At 66.0% G+C, this 15,130-nt stretch carries 17 protein-coding genes; 6 read left to right on the top strand and 11 right to left on the bottom strand.

Annotated features, from left to right (window positions below; all coding sequences use genetic code 11):
• Positions 1-72: 72 nt before the first annotated feature.
• The 4 genes from OG558_RS35805 to OG558_RS35790 all read right to left on the bottom strand — a co-directional run bounded on the left by OG558_RS35805 (position 73) and on the right by OG558_RS35790 (position 3,783).
• Complete coding sequence (locus OG558_RS35805) at positions 73-1,113, bottom strand: hypothetical protein (RefSeq protein WP_405066943.1); 1,041 nt, start codon at positions 1,111-1,113, stop codon at positions 73-75.
• Positions 1,110-1,997 (bottom strand): ABC transporter ATP-binding protein, encoded by an 888-nt coding sequence (locus OG558_RS35800; protein ID WP_405066942.1) that lies wholly within the window; start codon positions 1,995-1,997, stop codon positions 1,110-1,112. The genes OG558_RS35805 and OG558_RS35800 overlap by 4 nt, the downstream gene beginning before the upstream one ends.
• Positions 1,994-2,482 carry a GntR family transcriptional regulator gene (locus OG558_RS35795; RefSeq protein ID WP_405066941.1) on the bottom strand — a complete coding sequence of 163 codons (489 nt, stop codon included), beginning with the start codon at positions 2,480-2,482 and terminating at the stop codon, positions 1,994-1,996. Before OG558_RS35795 ends, OG558_RS35800 begins: the two co-directional genes overlap by 4 nt.
• Before the next feature lie 407 nt (positions 2,483-2,889).
• Positions 2,890-3,783, bottom strand: coding sequence for a LysR family transcriptional regulator (locus OG558_RS35790; protein WP_405066940.1), 894 nt, complete (start codon positions 3,781-3,783; stop codon positions 2,890-2,892).
• A gap of 277 nt (positions 3,784-4,060) precedes the next feature.
• Between OG558_RS35790 and OG558_RS35785 the strand changes: the two genes are divergently transcribed.
• From OG558_RS35785 to OG558_RS35770, 4 genes are all read left to right on the top strand, one after another.
• Positions 4,061-4,795: an SDR family NAD(P)-dependent oxidoreductase gene (locus OG558_RS35785; RefSeq protein ID WP_405066939.1), complete on the top strand. Its 735-nt coding sequence runs from the start codon at positions 4,061-4,063 to the stop codon at positions 4,793-4,795.
• Positions 4,796-4,858: 63 nt separating this feature from the next.
• A complete protein-coding gene (locus tag OG558_RS35780) occupies positions 4,859-5,479 on the top strand; it encodes an NADPH-dependent F420 reductase (RefSeq protein WP_405066938.1) in 621 nt (206 codons plus the stop codon).
• Between the two features lie 97 nt (positions 5,480-5,576).
• A complete protein-coding gene (locus tag OG558_RS35775) occupies positions 5,577-6,074 on the top strand; it encodes an NAD(P)H-binding protein (RefSeq protein WP_405072265.1) in 498 nt (165 codons plus the stop codon).
• Positions 6,071-6,247 (top strand): hypothetical protein, encoded by a 177-nt coding sequence (locus OG558_RS35770; protein WP_405066937.1) that lies wholly within the window; start codon positions 6,071-6,073, stop codon positions 6,245-6,247. The genes OG558_RS35775 and OG558_RS35770 overlap by 4 nt, the downstream gene beginning before the upstream one ends.
• Before the next feature lie 991 nt (positions 6,248-7,238).
• Here OG558_RS35770 and OG558_RS35765 read toward each other — a convergent pair.
• Positions 7,239-7,391 carry a hypothetical protein gene (locus OG558_RS35765; protein ID WP_405066936.1) on the bottom strand — a complete coding sequence of 51 codons (153 nt, stop codon included), beginning with the start codon at positions 7,389-7,391 and terminating at the stop codon, positions 7,239-7,241.
• Positions 7,392-7,679: 288 nt separating this feature from the next.
• Complete coding sequence (locus tag OG558_RS35760; protein ID WP_405066935.1) at positions 7,680-8,753, bottom strand: acetylxylan esterase; 1,074 nt, start codon at positions 8,751-8,753, stop codon at positions 7,680-7,682.
• A gap of 484 nt (positions 8,754-9,237) precedes the next feature.
• Between OG558_RS35760 and OG558_RS35755 the strand changes: the two genes are divergently transcribed.
• Positions 9,238-10,251 carry a DNA topoisomerase IB gene (locus OG558_RS35755; RefSeq protein ID WP_405066933.1) on the top strand — a complete coding sequence of 338 codons (1,014 nt, stop codon included), beginning with the start codon at positions 9,238-9,240 and terminating at the stop codon, positions 10,249-10,251.
• Between the two features lie 404 nt (positions 10,252-10,655).
• Here the strand turns inward: OG558_RS35755 and OG558_RS35750 are convergent, their stop codons facing one another.
• The 4 genes from OG558_RS35750 to OG558_RS35735 all read right to left on the bottom strand — a co-directional run bounded on the left by OG558_RS35750 (position 10,656) and on the right by OG558_RS35735 (position 14,026).
• On the bottom strand, positions 10,656-11,654 hold the full coding sequence (locus OG558_RS35750; protein WP_405066932.1) for a glutathione synthase: 999 nt from the start codon (positions 11,652-11,654) through the stop codon (positions 10,656-10,658).
• Complete coding sequence (locus tag OG558_RS35745) at positions 11,651-12,832, bottom strand: flavohemoglobin expression-modulating QEGLA motif protein (protein WP_405066931.1); 1,182 nt, start codon at positions 12,830-12,832, stop codon at positions 11,651-11,653. Before OG558_RS35745 ends, OG558_RS35750 begins: the two co-directional genes overlap by 4 nt.
• A gap of 404 nt (positions 12,833-13,236) precedes the next feature.
• On the bottom strand, positions 13,237-13,605 hold the full coding sequence (locus OG558_RS35740) for a hypothetical protein (RefSeq protein ID WP_405066930.1): 369 nt from the start codon (positions 13,603-13,605) through the stop codon (positions 13,237-13,239).
• A gap of 43 nt (positions 13,606-13,648) precedes the next feature.
• Positions 13,649-14,026 (bottom strand): VOC family protein, encoded by a 378-nt coding sequence (locus OG558_RS35735; RefSeq protein ID WP_405066929.1) that lies wholly within the window; start codon positions 14,024-14,026, stop codon positions 13,649-13,651.
• A 138-nt stretch (positions 14,027-14,164) separates the two neighbouring features.
• Between OG558_RS35735 and OG558_RS35730 the strand changes: the two genes are divergently transcribed.
• Positions 14,165-14,452: a hypothetical protein gene (locus OG558_RS35730; RefSeq protein WP_405066928.1), complete on the top strand. Its 288-nt coding sequence runs from the start codon at positions 14,165-14,167 to the stop codon at positions 14,450-14,452.
• Here the strand turns inward: OG558_RS35730 and OG558_RS35725 are convergent.
• On the bottom strand, positions 14,401-15,120 hold the full coding sequence (locus OG558_RS35725; RefSeq protein WP_405072263.1) for an ANTAR domain-containing protein: 720 nt from the start codon (positions 15,118-15,120) through the stop codon (positions 14,401-14,403). The two genes, OG558_RS35730 and OG558_RS35725, sit on opposite strands and share 52 nt — an antisense overlap.
• Between the last annotated feature and the right edge of the window lie 10 nt (positions 15,121-15,130).

The raw sequence follows: 15,130 nt of genomic DNA, 5'->3' as shown, positions 1-15,130 counted from the left end.
CCCTGCGTACTCCGATGGTGCTCGACGGAACTGTGCCGACGCCGACCTCCGGGCGCGGATGCCGGCTCGTGCTCATGCGTCGCGGCGGCGGATCAGCCACAACGTGGCGGCCAGGAGGACGACCGCGAGTGCGGTGAGCCAGCCGAACTCGATCCACTGGAACGTCCAGTACCGGCTGCCCGGTTGGTAGCTGGTCCACTGTGTGTAGCCGTGGTGGAGCAGGTAGGTCACCGGGTCGGTGCCGTCGCCGGGAGTAGTGGGCGTGGTCTTGCCGCCGCCACCGATATTGACCTGCTTGACGCCTGCCGACTGGAGGGTCGCGTTGAGGTCGCTGTTGCTCACGACGGCGCCCGCCTTCTCCCACCATTGCTGGATGGTCTGCGAGCCGGGCACGAAGTCGAGGCTCTTGGTCTTGAGCGGCGCGAGGTAGTGGAACCGGAACCTGGATGCGGCGAGGGCGAGGCCGAAGCCGATCGCGAGGGCGGTGGCGAGCGCGGGCAGCGTACGTCGCCACAGGAACCCCGCGAGTACCCCGACGGCGTACGCGAGCAGGCTCCAGCCGACGACCGCGATGCCGGTGGTGGGGAACTCGTTGGCACCGAGCCGGGCGGTGACGTCGGCGTCCCACAACGGGTGGTCGTGCCAGGAGACCAGCGCGCCGAACGCTCCGGTCAGGACGGCGACCACGACCGCACCGGGGACGAGCAGTGCGATCGCCCACCGGAGACGGCCGACGCCCTGGGTCCAGGCGTAGCGGAAGGTGCCGGTCTCGAGCTCGCGGCCGATGAGCGGGGCGCCGGCGAAGGCGCCGATGAGGAGCGGCGCGAAGAGGAACGCCGCGCTGATGATGCCGGGGTTGGAGTAGCGGTCGTGAAAGTTGTTCCACTCGAAGTTGCAGGCTCTCGACTGTCGCGGGGTGCAGGCGTTGACGGTGTTCCAGGCCGAGCGCATCCGCAGTCCGGTCACGAGGAGGTAGATCGCGACCAGGCCGAGCAGCGCGAGGGTCGTGAGGATCATGGTCCGCTGCCGGCGCCAGCTGACCCAGGCGAGCCGCTGCCAGGGGATCGGTCGTGCCGCGTGCGGTGGGACCGGAGTCAGGGTGGTCGTGCTCATCGCAGCGCCTCCAGGGGTGTCGGTCCTGACGTTCGGGCGTCTTCGCGCAGGTAGGCCATCGTCAGCGCTTCGAGGCTGATCGGCCGGCCCTCCCAGCCCAGCGGTGTCGGGCTGTCCGGCGGGGCCTCGACGACGAGGTGGCTCTGAGCGCCGGCGGTGGTCTGCTGGATTGCTCGCCAGCGGGGGTCGAGGTGTTCGTCGCGGGGGCCGGTGACAAGGCGGTGCGCGGCGAGCAGGTCCTCGACGGCGCCAACGAGACGGACCCGGCCGCGCGAGATCAGGACCAGGTGGTCGGCGACCCGCTCGAGCTCGGCGAGCACGTGGGAGGAGAGCACGACGGAGATGCCGTCCTCGGCCATGGCCGTCATGACGGCGGCCATGAAGTCGTGGCGGGCGAGCGGGTCGAGAGGCGCAGTGGGCTCGTCGAGCACGAGGAGCCTGGGATGCCGGGCCAATGCGAGTGTCAGGGCGAGCTGTGCCCGCTGGCCCCCGGAGAGCTTTCCGGCCTTCTGTCGTGGCGGAATGCCCACGTCGTCGAGACGGCGTCGCGCATAGTCGTCGTCGAAACGCTGGTTCAGGTTGCGGGTGAGGTGGATCAGGTCCGTCGCCGACAGGTTCCGGTACAGCGGCATGTCCTGGGCCACGAAGGCGATCCCGTCCAGAGCGGCGGGAGAGCCGGCCGGTACGCCGTCGAGGACGGAGACCTCACCGCTGCTGGGTGCCGCCAGGCCGACCACGAGATTGAGCAGGGTGCTCTTGCCGGCGCCGTTCGGACCGACCAGCGCGACCAGCTGGCCCTCGGGAACACTGAGCGTGCAGTCGGAGAGTGCGGCGATGCGACCGTAGGTCTTGCCGAGCTCGCGAGTCTCGATGGCGGTCGTCATGCTGCACCTCCTCCGGCCCGCTTGCGCTCACTCGGCACGCCGCGAGGGGTGCCGACCTCGCGGCGTTCAGCGAAATCCCGCAGGGTGCTCGAGAACAACGCGACGATGCCGTCGTGGTCGAGGCCGGACGAGTCGGCGTGACGCAGCCACGTGAGCAGCGACGTACGAAGGTCTGTGACACCGGCCAGGTCGATCTGGTCGAGGCTCGCCTTGATGAACGTCCCCTGTCCGGGACGACCCGCCGTGAGCCCCTTGCTCTCCAGGTCGCGGTAGGCCTTCAGCACGGTGTTCGGGTTGATCGCCAGGTCCGCGACGACCTCGCGGACCTTGGGGAGCTGGTCTCCCAGCCTGAGGTAGCCCAGCCGCAGCGCGTGCTCGACCTGATGCACCAGCTGGAGGTAGGTCGGCACGCCTGACGCCAAATCAAGGGTGAACACGATCGGCGAGGACGCCGGGTCACCCCTGTCCTGCTTATCTAGTGTCATAGTTAAACTATAGAGGGCTCCACGCTGCAGACAAGCCACAGACGCAGGGAGACGTGACGCTGCTCGACGTCTGACCTCCGCTGCACATCGGGGCGCGGCTTAGCGCCGCCCGAGTAGGCGCCCAGATTCAAACGGTCAGCGGATGGGACGTTCAGCTCCGGGGGACCAGGCACACTGAATGTCGAGACGACGCATAGCGGCGCAGCGCGCTGGCAGCGAACCTCCCGGCCACGATCCTGGCCGACCTCGCCGATATCAATATCAGCACCGCCATCCAGTGCACACGTCAAGCCAAGACCGACTGGACGACCTACATAGCCGACAGGGCGTCCGATGCCCAGCTTGAACGCGAGAGTCGGTATCTGAGCAACTGGGCTCGCAGCCCATTTTGGCAATCCACAGCAGCTTTAGGCTTGACCGCCTGAATAGGCCTCATAGTTTCCACATTCTGCCGTGATCTCGGCCGTCGCTTGCGCCGCGCTGAAGAAGTCCTCGGCCAGCGGCGAGATGCGCGATGCCGCCATTGCGAGGCACACCTGGTCGGGCGCGAGTTCCGGGATGGGTACGTAGCTGATGTCCGGACGTGAGTAGAACAGTGTCTCCGAACGCGCCACGAACGAGATGCCCCTGCCGGCTGCGACGTGCTCGAGTTTCTCCTCCACGCCGCGCACCCGGAGCCCGGAGTCGGGGTGCGGGCGTCTGGTGGGGTGCGTGCTCGGCTCGGCATGCCAGACCAGCGGCTCACCGGCCAGGTCGGCCTCGGTGACCTCCTCCTTGCCGGCCAACCGGTGGCCTGCGGGCAGTACCACCATGAGCGGCTCGGTGTACAGCAGGGTCACGCGCAGGCCGGTCTCGTCGATGGGCAGCCGCACATAGCCGACGTCGATGCGGCCGTCGAGCAGCATCGGGGCCTGGTCGTCCCATTCGATCCGCTGCACGTCCACGACCACGTCCGGATGCCGGGCCCCGAACGCCTGGGCCGCCGGGATGACCGGGATGCCGGTCCGGAAGCCGACCGCCAGTCGCCGGCTGACGCGGGCGGCCACGGTCACCCGGCGGCGGACCGCGTCCGCGGAAGCGAGCAGCGGACCGGCGTCGGCCAGCAGTTGTCGGCCGGCGTCGGTCAGCACCACTCCGTGGCGATTCCTGGTGAACAGCGAGGCGCCGAGATCCTGTTCCAGCGCGCGGATCTGGCGGCTGAGTGCCGGCTGCGCGATATGCAGCTCTTCAGCGGCGCGGCCGAAGTGCAGCCTGTCGGCGACGGCGAGGAAGTAGCGCAGTTTGCGCAGGTCCAGATCCATGGCGCCTCCTGGTCCGGTGATGCCTCCAAGGTATCACCACGGCTGAAAGAGGTCTTGGACACCCGCTCGGGCCAATGGCAGCCTTAATAGGTAGCTGATGGGGCCAAGCGAATTCGGTAGAGGAATTCGGGACTTGATAGCAGGGCCCAGAATCAGAATGAATACTTCATGAATTGAGCCAGGCCCATCGCGTCATTCGACGGCATCGACGACAACCGTTGACAGCGACGGGTGGGCGTGACCTCCTATCCAGCTCCAGAAAGCAGGCACACCAATCGTGGGAAAGCTCGATGGCAAGGTAGCGGTGATCACCGGCGGATCCACCGGCATGGCACTGGCCGGCGCCAAACTGTTCGTCGAGGAAGGAGCGCACGTCTTCATCCAGGCCCGGCGGCAGGAAGCACTGGACGACGCCGTCAAGCTGATCGGCCGCAACGTCACCGCCGTCCAGGGTGACGCGGCCGAACTGGACGACCTGGACCGCTTGTACGACGCCGTCAAGCGGGAAAAGGGCTCGATCGACGTGCTGTGGGCCAGCGCTGGGATGGGCGAACCGGCCGTCCTCGGCGAGATCACCGAGGAACAGTTCCACCGCGCCTTCTGGCTCAACGCGCGCGGCACCCTGTTCACCGTGCAGAAGGCACTGCCGCTGATCAACGACAACGCCTCGATCTTCATGACCGGATCCAACGCCTCCCTCGGCGCCTTCCCCGGCTGGAGCCTCTACGCGGGAAGCAAAGCCGTCCAGCAGGCCTGGGCCCGCGTCTGGCTCAACGAACTGCGCGACCGCAAGATCCGGGTCAACGTCCTGACCCCCGGCCAGGTCGCCACCGCCAAACAGGAAGAACTGTTCGACGAGGCAACCAAGGCCGCATTCGAGTCCCTCATCCCCCGCGGAAAGATGGGCCGCCCCGAAGAAATCGCCACCGTCGCCCTGTTCCTCGCCTCCGACGACTCCAGCTACGTCAACGGCCTGGAACTGGTCGCCGACGGCGGCACTACCGCCATCTGAACGACACACAAGGAATGTCGCGGGGGATTGAGCGACACCTCGAGAACAGGAAGAGCACACCTCATGAGCAGCATCACCCTCATCGGTACGGGGAACATGGCCCGTACCATCGGCACACTCGCGGTGGCGGGCGGCAACACCGTCGAGGTCATGGGACGCGATCAGTCCAAGGCCGAAGACCTCGCCAAGGCTCTGGGCGGCGGCGCAACAACGGGCAAGTGGGGCGCCGTCCCGGCCGGGGACATCGTCATCACGGCCCTGTTGTACGACGGTGTCGTTCCGGTCGTCTCCGAGTACGGAGACGCCCTCGCGGCCAAGGTCATCGTCGACATCAGCAACCCCTTCAACGCCACGTTCGACGGACTGGCCCACAGCGAGGAGACCTCGATCGCGCAGGAAGTCGCCAAGGTGGCCCCGGCCAGCGCCAGCGTGGTGAAGGCATTCAACACCATCTTCCGCAATGTCCTGGAGAACGGCCGGCCCGACGTCTTCATCGCCGGCGACAATGCGCAGGCCAAGGCGGACGTGGCGGCATTCATCGAGAGCCTCGGGCTGCGCCCGCTGGATGTCGGCGGCCTGAAGATGGCGCACTGGCTGGAAGGAGCGGGCCTGCTGATGATGGGCCTGGCCGGCCACGGCGTCGGGAACTTCAACTTCTCCCTCGGCGTCAGCATTCTCAGCTGAGCGCACCCGCACCACCACTTCTCGTGCCACATCATTCACAAGGAGCCGTAGCGCGCGCGTATTCGTCACTGGCGGGACCGGCCATTCCGGTTCATACATCATCCCCGAGCTGATCGCCGCCGGGCACGAGGTCACCGGCCTGGCCCGGTCGGACACAGCTGCTTCAGCGCTGTCCGCGCTCGGCGCGAAGGTGTGTCGCGGCGACCTCGAGGATCTCGACGGGCTCAAGGAGGCGGCCGCGGACTCCGACGGCGTCATCCACGTTGCACACAGGCAAGACCTGCTTCCGTTCGGCGGGATCGACGCCGTAGCGGCCGCGGAGCTCCCGATCATGCTCGCGTACGGCGAGGCGCTCGCGGAAACCGGAAAGCCGCTGGTCGCGGCGGGGAGCATTGGCTCGCCCGGGAACCTGGGCCGGCCGGCCACCGAGGAGGATCCGGCCCTTCCCAGCGGCGACGAGTACAAGGGCACACTCCGGGTTCGTAACGTCGTGGAAACCGCCGCAGTCGGCCTCGCCGAGCGGGGAGTGCGGTCTTCGGTCGTGCGGATTGCCAACATCGCGCACAGCACGACCGACTGGACCTGCCCGCCGTGAGCATTCCCGCGGACGAACTGATGGTGCCGGGATACTTCGGGTTCCTCGCGAATATCGTCACGCAGAACTACCCGGCGTCCAACCTCATCACCCGCCGGACCCTGGGCTGGGAACCCGCTCAGCCCAGCCTGCTCGCCGATCTGGACAACGGCCATTACTTCTCCGCCAGCTGACGGCAGGCACTGGATGCCGGCTGGGGTCCGGTAGAGTTGCGTGAGCGATGCAACGCGGCTGTCGCGGAGAAGCGATCGGCCGAAGCGGCGCTCGCTGCGACCTGCTCGGCGACATCGTGAGTGCCCTGGACACTGCCGAACCCGGGGAACTCAGCGAGTTCTACGCGTCGGCGATCTACCACCACGTGGAGCAGATTGTGGAGGTCAGCCCGCTGGCCGATCGTGTGGAGAAGTGTGTCCGAGGAGGGATACGCACACTAACCACACGCCTACAGCTCAGCCGTCTGAGCCGGGGGACCAGCCAACTCGAACCCCGAATCCGCTGATTTCCAGCTGAAGTTGATCGTTGTGTGTCTGGGTTGCGCGAAAGCCCTTGTTTGTAATGGACTTCACGGACTGGTGGAGCGCATTGGTTGTCATCGCTCACCATCCTCGCGCGCCGATAGAGGTGCGTAAAGAGGTGTGCTGTACGTGTCTCTCTCCGTGCGGCGTGTTCGTCTGCCGCACATGGTATAGCTGACGGATCGCGACTGAGCCGGGACCGTGACGAAGACACAACCGGGCACTTTCGAAGCCGCGCTCGTTGATCGCTGAGACGTAAGGCGGGTGTTCGCTGGACGATAGGGGATTCGTCTGCGCCGTCCGTTTGGTGGCTGAGGGTCGTGCTTGGTCTGAGGACTGCCGGGTTGGCGCGGCGGCTCGGTTTGGCGCTGACTGTTTCGTGCGGTGTGTGTGATTGGTCCGCGGTTGGCTGCGCTTATCCCGTGTCGGGGAGCCTGCCTGGGACAGCGGGCGCAGAGACCACGGGCTTTGGACCAGAGGGCAGCTGTTGAGGAGGTCACTGAGATGGGCTTCTCGGTGAGCTGGCGCCGGGTGTGCGGGTTCGAGCTTCGAGTCGGGGTGTTCGTACGAGTCCGGGTCCACGCGTCGCCCGGGTACATGTCGGAGCCGGCCGGACCGGTTTCTCGACCGGCGTCGGGCCGGTTGGCTTCTACACCAGCGCCGGACGCGGACGATCTCGCTCGGCGAGTACGGCGGCAGCGAACCGGCAGTGGTGGCGGCCGTTCGTCAGCAGGCCGCTGCCGGCAAAGCCGCGGAAGCCAAGGCGCTTGCGGATGCGCTCGTTGCGATCACCGAGATCCATCGTCCAGAGTTTCCGCCAGCTGCGCGGCCGATCGCGCCCGAGGCACCCCGAGTGGACACCGCCGAGATCATCAGACGCCATCGCAAGTCGGCGAAGCAAGCGACCAGCCTGTTTGCCAGGCGCTCCCGCAAGAGCGCGCTCACGCGGTCCGCGGTCGACGCTCAGGAGGAGATGGCGGCCGGCGAAGCTCGGGCCATATGCGGGGGTCGGTTAGGGCCGTTGTTGTATCAGTGTGTCGAGCTCGCTGTAGTTCAAGCTGTTGTCGGACCGATGCGAGGTTGAGAGGGTTCATCGCCGGACGGTTGAGTTCTGGCTGGGGGCTGTTGTTGCCTCAGCCGACGCCGTTGGTCTGATTTGACCGACCCGACCGAACGCGTCCGCGAACCAGTCGAGTTGAGCGTCTTGCTGGTAGGCCTGGCCGCCCTCGTGCTCGTTGTGGCTGTAGATTTTGATGTTTTTGGCGACCCCGGCGTTTGCCTCGGTGCCATAGGCGTTGTAGGCGGCGAAGACGGTCGAGGGCGGGCAGTTTGGGTCCATCAGAGCGACCGAGAACAGTGCTGGTGCCGTGGCCAGGCGGCCCAGGTTGACGCCGTCGAAGTAGCTCAGGGTCCGGTAGACGGTGTCGACGTGGTCTCGGAAACCTCTCAGGTACTGGGTGATCTCGGCGTACGGGTCCTGATCGGTGATCTGCACAGCCCGCTGGAAGTGGCACAGGAACGGTACGTCGGGTGCGCAGCCGAGCAACTCGATTCCGGTCAGTCCGGCCAGGCCGGCCGCCGCGATGGCGATGCCACCACCCTGGCTGCCGCCCGTGACGATGATCTTGTCCGGATCTACGAGCGGAGACGTCCGCACCGCGTCCAGCGCGCGGACGGCGTCGACAAAGACTCGGCGGTAGTAGTAGGTCTCAGGGTCGGTGATGCCCGCGGTCATGAACCCTGGGCTGTGGTTGAGACCGGCATACGCACTGTTGTCCGGGGTCGCATCGGGCCCGCCGCTGTCGTAGCCCTGGCCACGGTTGTCCATCTGGAAGAGGGCGTAGCCGGCTTGGGCCCACAGCGTGCTGGTGTGCGGGAAACCGCGGCCTCCGGAGTAGCCGAAGTACTGCACCACGGTCGGCAACGGGCCGGTTGCGCCGGCCGGGACGTGCAGCCAGCCCTTGATCGGCGCACCGCCGAAACCAGCGAACGTGACGTCGTACGTGTCGATCACAGCGAGCTTGTTGTCGACTGCCGTGAATGTGGCGGACAGGTCGTGAGTGCGCGCCTTCTCGATCGAGCGGCACCAGAAAGCGACGAAGTCGGCGGGTGCGGCCACCTCGGGCCGGTACTCGCGGAGCTCGTCGAGGGAAAGGTCGAACATCGCCATGAGCAACCAATCTGAGCCAGACGCGTGGGCTAATGCCCTGACGTACGAGGAAAGTAGGAGCGTTTCGAATCCGGCGGGCGCGGCGTCGACCGGGCGGGTAGTCGAACAACTCGAGTTCGGGGCCTAGTGCAACCTTACCGACGAGCACATCGATCTGCCCCCAGAATCCGTCTGCTCAAAGGAGAATGGATCAGCGCCAGAGCAAACTTCGAGCGATTGTCCAACGGCGATAAGCCCTCCGAGACGTATGCCACCTGCCGGACGGGACGTGAGCCGCGATGTACCACGTGAACGACGGCCGGATCGTCGAGGTCTGGGGCGACCTGGACCACGCCCCCGCCTGGACAGGTAGTCCCAATGCTCCAGGCGGCCGCGTGGTCAGGACGAACGGGAGGCCGCACGATGAACTGGGGGCTCAGGCTGATAGCCGGGACGGCCCGTGTTGTGACGATCGCATCGCGGCGGGTACTGGAGCGGTATGCGACTGCGCCGGAGTCATCCTGACCAGCCGGGGTACTCCCGTCGGCGTCGGGGCAGCGGTTTCAGCTATCTGGACAAGGATGGCAAGACGATCAAGGATCCCGACGTCGTCGAGCGGATCCGGACGCTGGCCATCCCGCCGGCCTGGACGGAGGTGTGGATCTGCCCCTATCCCAACGGGCACATCCAGGCGATCGGCACCGACCAGGCAGGGCGGAAACAATACCTCTACCACGACGACTGGCGTTCGGCTCAGGATGCCGATAAGCACGATCGGGTCCGTCAACTCGCTCGCAAACTGCCGGCCTTCCGCGAGGCGGTCGATGCGGATCTGTGTGCCAGCGGTCTCGGTCGACGCCGGATCCTGGCCGTCGCGTTGCGGATGCTCGACTACGGTGTCTTCCGGACGGGCAACACAGAGTACGCCGAGGAGTACGGCAGCCGCGGCGCAGCCACCCTGCTCCGCGACGACGTCCGAGTCAGCAACAGCAAGGTTGCCTTCGACTTCGTCGCCAAGGGAGGTCAGCAGCGCTCGCTCGAGCTCGACGACGACCGGCTCGCGGCCGCGGTGCGGTCTCTGAAACGCGGCCGTCACAAGAACCGGAGGCTCCTCGTCTATCGCGACAAGTTCGGCTATCACGAGATCGACGCAGGGATGATCAACGAACGCTTCCAGGAACTGGTCGGCGAGGACTACACGGTCAAAGATCTGCGTACGTGGACCGCCACCGTCCATGCGGCCGTGGATCTGGCGGAGCAAGACCCGCCCCGGACCAAGAAGGCCCTCGACGCCGCCGTCAAGGACATGCTGGAGGAGGTCTCCGACCATCTCGGCAACACTCCGGTGGTCGCGCGGGCGTCGTACGTCGACCCTCGTGTGGTCACGCAGTACGAACACGGGCACAGCATCGCGGACACCGTCGACCGTGTCGGCGCTGGTCTGGACGACGAGCAGGCCCGCAATGCACTCGAACGCTCGGTGAACCGCCTCCTGGACCAGGACAGTCGCTGAGCGATCGACGCCATGGGTTCAACCCCAGGCCCGCTCTGGTGACGCGGTCTCGAGTGGTATGTCGTCGGCTGGGATGACGCCGAGTCGAGTTGTCTGGCGCCGCAGGACGGCATCGAGCAACCAGTCGGTGGCGGTGCGGACGCGGTTCCGTGGCGATATCGCCCTGGGATACCGGTCCCGAAGCTTGCCGCGTCGATCGAGACGCCCATCCGGACGTCGAGCCCGCGCTGGCGCAGTACCTGTCCGCCGTACGGGAGAGGCGTTCATCGAGTTCCGGCAGGACTCGGTCGGCGACGCCGAGGAGGAGCAATCGGATGGGTTGATCGCGGTTGGCGCTGCCTCAGCAGGTCGGTGTAGAGGACGCCATGGGCGGCGACCTCATTTCGGCACAACAGCGCGGTGGCTCAGGGCTTCGAGCGGGTGCGGCGCTCGAGGGCTTCGATGATGGTTGGGCAGACGTCGATGTCGTAGAGCCTTTCGACGCTCTGCATCCCGCCGGGGCTCTCCGCGTTGATCTCCACCACCTTGTCGCCGATCACATCGATGCCGACGAAGTACATGCCGTCGGCCACGAGTTTCTCACTCATTGCTTCGACGATGCCGCGTTCCGCGGCACCGATCTCGAGAGGGACCGAGCGTCCACCCTTGCTGATGTTGGCCCGTGGGTCGCCACCCGTGGGCACCCGCCGGAAGGCGGCCGGCTTCCCGTCGCGCTCGAGGATCTGTCCCTCGAGCAGGAAGATCCGGGCATCGCCGTCCTCGCCGCCGTCGACGAACTCCTGGACGATCGCGTAGCCGTCCTGGAGTACCGCCTCGGTCATCTGCGCGAGGTTCGCTTCGCCCGCGTCCTCGATCATGAACACGTTCCGGCCTTTGGATCCGTACACAGGCTTGACAACGCAGTGGCCGACATCGCCGGCGAACCGCTCGATCGCCTTCGGGTCGCGTGTCACCAGCGATCGGGGCCGGATCTTCTCGGGGAACTCTTCCAGGTAGAGCTTGCTCGTGGCGCGGGTGAGTGACGTCGGGTCGTTCACGACCGTTACGCCTCGAGCCTTCAGCATCTGGCCGAAAACCACGCCCAGTGGACTTGCCCACGGCCGCTCCTGCAGATCGTCGATCGATTCGTTGCGGAGGAACAAGGCATCGAGGTCGTCCATGACGATCCGCTCGGCATCGCGCTCCTTGATGCGCTCCATGAAGACCTCGAGCGTGTCGTGTCTCTCGAACTCTGCGGCATGAGCCCGGGCGACCAACTGCCCATCGCTTTCCCCGAGCTCGACGTCTCCGACCCCGACGTACCAAACCTCATGCCCACTCTGAGCGGCGGCCCTCGCCAGCCGCGTAGTCGTGTACTCGTCTACCTCGGTAGCGACGTCGTTGACGAAGAAGGCAAGCCTCATACCGATACATCTCCTTCGTAGAGGTCCGTGACCGACGCACCCGCGCGCAGCCTGTCAAGGCGCTCCTGAGCGCCGGGCACGTCCAGCCAGCGTGGACGCACCCATGGCGCCTTGAGCACCTTGCGGTCGAGCAGATCCTGGATCAACGGGATCTGATCCAACGCGAGCTTGCCGACGAAGAGGGCATCGAGGCTGCTGCCCTCGGCGAGGGCCTCGAGGATGCGCGTGATCCCACGCAGGTAGATCGCGTCCTTCACAGAACCGCCCCCCACGACAACCCGGATGGCGATGGACCAGGCGGTCCTCGTCGGTATCCGATGTTCTGCCCGTAACGATTCGAAGATCTCCAGGAATCCGGCGCCGTCGAGCATCTGGCCGATCGCAACAACCCTCGCCGCGAGCACGCGCAGACGCCGCGGATCCAACCCGCCGGTCAGGTACTCGGCGAGCACGGCAAGGCCCTCCTGGGTCTCGTCGTAGCCCGGCAATCCGATCGTCAGCAGCGTCAGGGGCTGCCTGGCACCGTTCTGGTAGGTGACGACATGGGTGCCGACCTCGTGATGCAGCAACGGCTCGACGCGATCCGCCCTGATAGTGGCGGCCTCGGGGATGAGCAGCCAACCGAACGACACCATCAGTTCGGAGATATCGTCGCGCACCTCGATGTGCACCGGGAAGTCCGGATACACCGCACGGTACCGATCGAACTCCGCACGAGCCGCCTCCGCGAACGCGCCGGCCGTGACGCTCCGGGTGCTGGGAGCCTGGGCTGGGATGTTCTCGAGCAGCCTATCCGCGGCGGACGCGAGAGGCTGGGCAATCCCTCCATACAGCTGCAGCGACCCGTACACGAACCGTGACGTGTCGCGATCCTCCAAGACCGTGATCTGTCGCGCTATCTCGTCGCGCTTCGCCCCGAAGAGTGCGTGCAGCGCAGGGTCGGTGACGTTCTCGATCTCGAGGCTGTAGAGATCACGTCGTACCACGTCCGGCTCGAACTCCAGCGGTCTGAGCCGCAGAGTCGGCGCCATCCCGAAGTCAGACCGTTCGAAGTCCGCCCATGCCTCTGCTGCATTGACCGGCGTGATGTTCAGCAGCAGGTCCAAGCCGCGCTCGATCTCGGTCAGGCGGGCATCGATATCGAGAGCAGGCGCAAGCTGCTGAGTCGGAGAGCTCATCTACACGAGGTACCCACCAACCACTACAACCCAAGCATAGTTGAGATGGAGTCCCTGACCCGATAGAGACGGCAGCCTTGGAACAAGACATTCTGCGGCGTCGTCACCTAGTGCGTTCGTGGAGCCGGAGGCCCTCGTGTCGTCGGTGGTTGTCGGCTGATCGGGCAAATCGGTCAGGGGCACCGGCCGGGCGACTGAACGTCGACGTACCCGCGCACCACGCTGGACGAAGCCGGCATGGGCCCGGTCACCTACCGAGCGAACCGGGCCGATCAGAAGCAGCAACCGTTACGGTCCTCGCGGACCCAAGAGATGGCGGAGCAGATCGATACCTGCACGAACAGGCGGGAACGGGGTGAGCAGCGCGTCGATCACAGCCGGGCCGACGCGTTCCCAGTGGGAGTTCAGGTCCAGCCAAGCCTGTCGTCGCCTGCGGCCTGCACGTCCAGGGAAGCCGCGGTGTCGGCAGGATCAGGGTGGACGAGAGCCCAACCGCCACTGCGTAATGGGTTTCCGACAGGCGCCGGCGCGTTGCACCACTCCAAGCCGTACTCGCCAAGATTCAGATTCTTGATCGTGGGCGACACGGCCGCCAGCGGGCAGAACGAGCTGAAAGTGTCGTGCACAAACGAGGCGTCAACGTCCGTCGCGCTACGAACCGCGCCGGCGATCTCGTCGGTGGCCTCCAGCGGTACGACGTCCCATCCGGCCTCGACCAGCAAATTCGCGCCAACCAGCCCGGTTCGGCCCGGTACCAACAACAACGGCGTCACTCACGAGCTGCAGCTTTCATGTTCATGTCTTGAGGTACCCCACTCAGTAGCCTGGCAGGAAGAGGCACAGGAGGTCTCCGTGGGGGTCGCGCATGACCCGTACGCCGTCGGGTTGTGGCTGGTGTTGCTCCATGGTCGCGCCGAGGTTCACGGCACGCTCCACTTCGCGGTCGAGATCGTGGACCTCGACGTCGAGATGGGCCTGCATCTGCTGCGCATCGGGGCGTTGCGGCCAGACTGGCCGGATGTGGTCGGATTCCAGTTGGAAACTCAGTCCGGGGCGTTCATGGTCAGGGTGGCGCAACCGAACCCACCCCGGCTCTCGGCTGGTTTCGATCCAGCCCAGGAGCTCGCGGTAGAAGTCGGCCAGCGCCGGCGGATCGGGTGTTCCAAGAACGGTCGCGGCAAGACTCGCGGTCATCAAGATTTCCTTAATTGGCGTCCGGCTTCGCTGTAGCTACGCGTCCACTGCCGGTCCCCGCATCACGTGACCTGACTCGGACGAGATGTTGATGGGTACCTGGGGCGTGTAAGTGACTGATCGGGAGGGGTGCAGGCGATGGCAGAGGCGATGTCCACCGGGGGTGACGAGCGTCCGGACCGGCCGTACCCGAGTGGCGACATGAGCTTCCAGCGCGGGGACGAGGTAGCCGCGGTGACGGACCTCGGCGGTTTCTGGCAGGGCAAGATCCCAGCCGGCACACCGGGCGTGGTCGACGAGATCGACGAAACGGATCCCTCGACGCCGATCTTGACCGTCACCTTCACCATCGAGCAGGACGACCTGCTCACCCCTCACCAAACGACTGTGACAGGCCTGACCATCACCGAGCTCAGCAAGCAGTGAGCTGACCAGCACGCAGTAGCCGAGAAGGACGGCAGTTGCATCGGCTGGACTCGGTCCAAGGTGGCTCGAATCGAACTGGGGCAAGCTGCTTCATGCAGGCGCACGCTGGCGAACCCGTTCAAGGATTGACCCCTTGAGAAGTTGCGCGGTCCCTGGTGCTGTCGTCTCAACACCCGGAACCTGGGACGGCTCCGACCTCGAGATCGCGCCGTCCTTGGAGGCCATGTGCCCGCAGTGCAGGCAGAATACTCAGTTCTAGCGGGTAGCTTTCGAGTGTCGATCAGCTCTTGGGCGACGTCGCGGAGCTTGCGGTTGTTGTCTTGGGAGTAGCGCTTGAGGACTTCGAAGGCGCGATCGCTGTCCAGATCGTAGCGCTCCATCAGGATGCCCATCGCCTGGCCGACGAGTTTTCTGGCGTCGACAGCCTGTGCCATGGACGAGCCGCTCCTGGCGGCCGCGATCGCGACTGCGGCGTGCCTGGCAAGGATGTGCGCGACGGCGATGTCATCGGCATCGAATCCATCGGCGTGCTCGCTGTACAGGCTCGGCACTGCCTCGGCGCCTCCGGCCACGATCAAGGGCAAGTGCATCGCGGATCGGACGCCCGCCGCCCTGACACGCTCGCTCCACTGCGGTGACCACCTGCCTTCGGTAGCCACATCTGGGATCAGCAGTGTT

The organism is Kribbella sp. NBC_01510, from assembly GCF_045040325.1.
Taxonomy (GTDB): Bacteria; Actinomycetota; Actinomycetes; order Propionibacteriales; family Kribbellaceae; genus Kribbella.
Note: the sequence above shows the minus strand (reverse complement) of the source record. Positions and strands in the feature narration are given on the sequence as shown.

Excerpts from the sequence above, each read along its gene's own strand:
- OG558_RS35805 (WP_405066943.1), bottom strand. The coding sequence starts at position 1,113 with ATGAGCACGACCACCCTGACTCCGGTCCCACCGCACGCGGCACGACCG.
- OG558_RS35800 (WP_405066942.1), bottom strand. The coding sequence starts at position 1,997 with ATGACGACCGCCATCGAGACTCGCGAGCTCGGCAAGACCTACGGTCGC.
- OG558_RS35795 (WP_405066941.1), bottom strand. The coding sequence starts at position 2,482 with ATGACACTAGATAAGCAGGACAGGGGTGACCCGGCGTCCTCGCCGATC.
- OG558_RS35790 (WP_405066940.1), bottom strand. The coding sequence starts at position 3,783 with ATGGATCTGGACCTGCGCAAACTGCGCTACTTCCTCGCCGTCGCCGAC.
- OG558_RS35780 (WP_405066938.1), top strand. The coding sequence starts at position 4,859 with ATGAGCAGCATCACCCTCATCGGTACGGGGAACATGGCCCGTACCATC.
- OG558_RS35765 (WP_405066936.1), bottom strand. The coding sequence starts at position 7,391 with ATGGATCTCGGTGATCGCAACGAGCGCATCCGCAAGCGCCTTGGCTTC.
- OG558_RS35760 (WP_405066935.1), bottom strand. The coding sequence starts at position 8,753 with ATGTTCGACCTTTCCCTCGACGAGCTCCGCGAGTACCGGCCCGAGGTG.
- OG558_RS35755 (WP_405066933.1), top strand. The coding sequence starts at position 9,238 with ATGCGACTGCGCCGGAGTCATCCTGACCAGCCGGGGTACTCCCGTCGG.
- OG558_RS35750 (WP_405066932.1), bottom strand. The coding sequence starts at position 11,654 with ATGAGGCTTGCCTTCTTCGTCAACGACGTCGCTACCGAGGTAGACGAG.
- OG558_RS35745 (WP_405066931.1), bottom strand. The coding sequence starts at position 12,832 with ATGAGCTCTCCGACTCAGCAGCTTGCGCCTGCTCTCGATATCGATGCC.
- OG558_RS35735 (WP_405066929.1), bottom strand. The coding sequence starts at position 14,026 with ATGACCGCGAGTCTTGCCGCGACCGTTCTTGGAACACCCGATCCGCCG.
- OG558_RS35730 (WP_405066928.1), top strand. The coding sequence starts at position 14,165 with ATGGCAGAGGCGATGTCCACCGGGGGTGACGAGCGTCCGGACCGGCCG.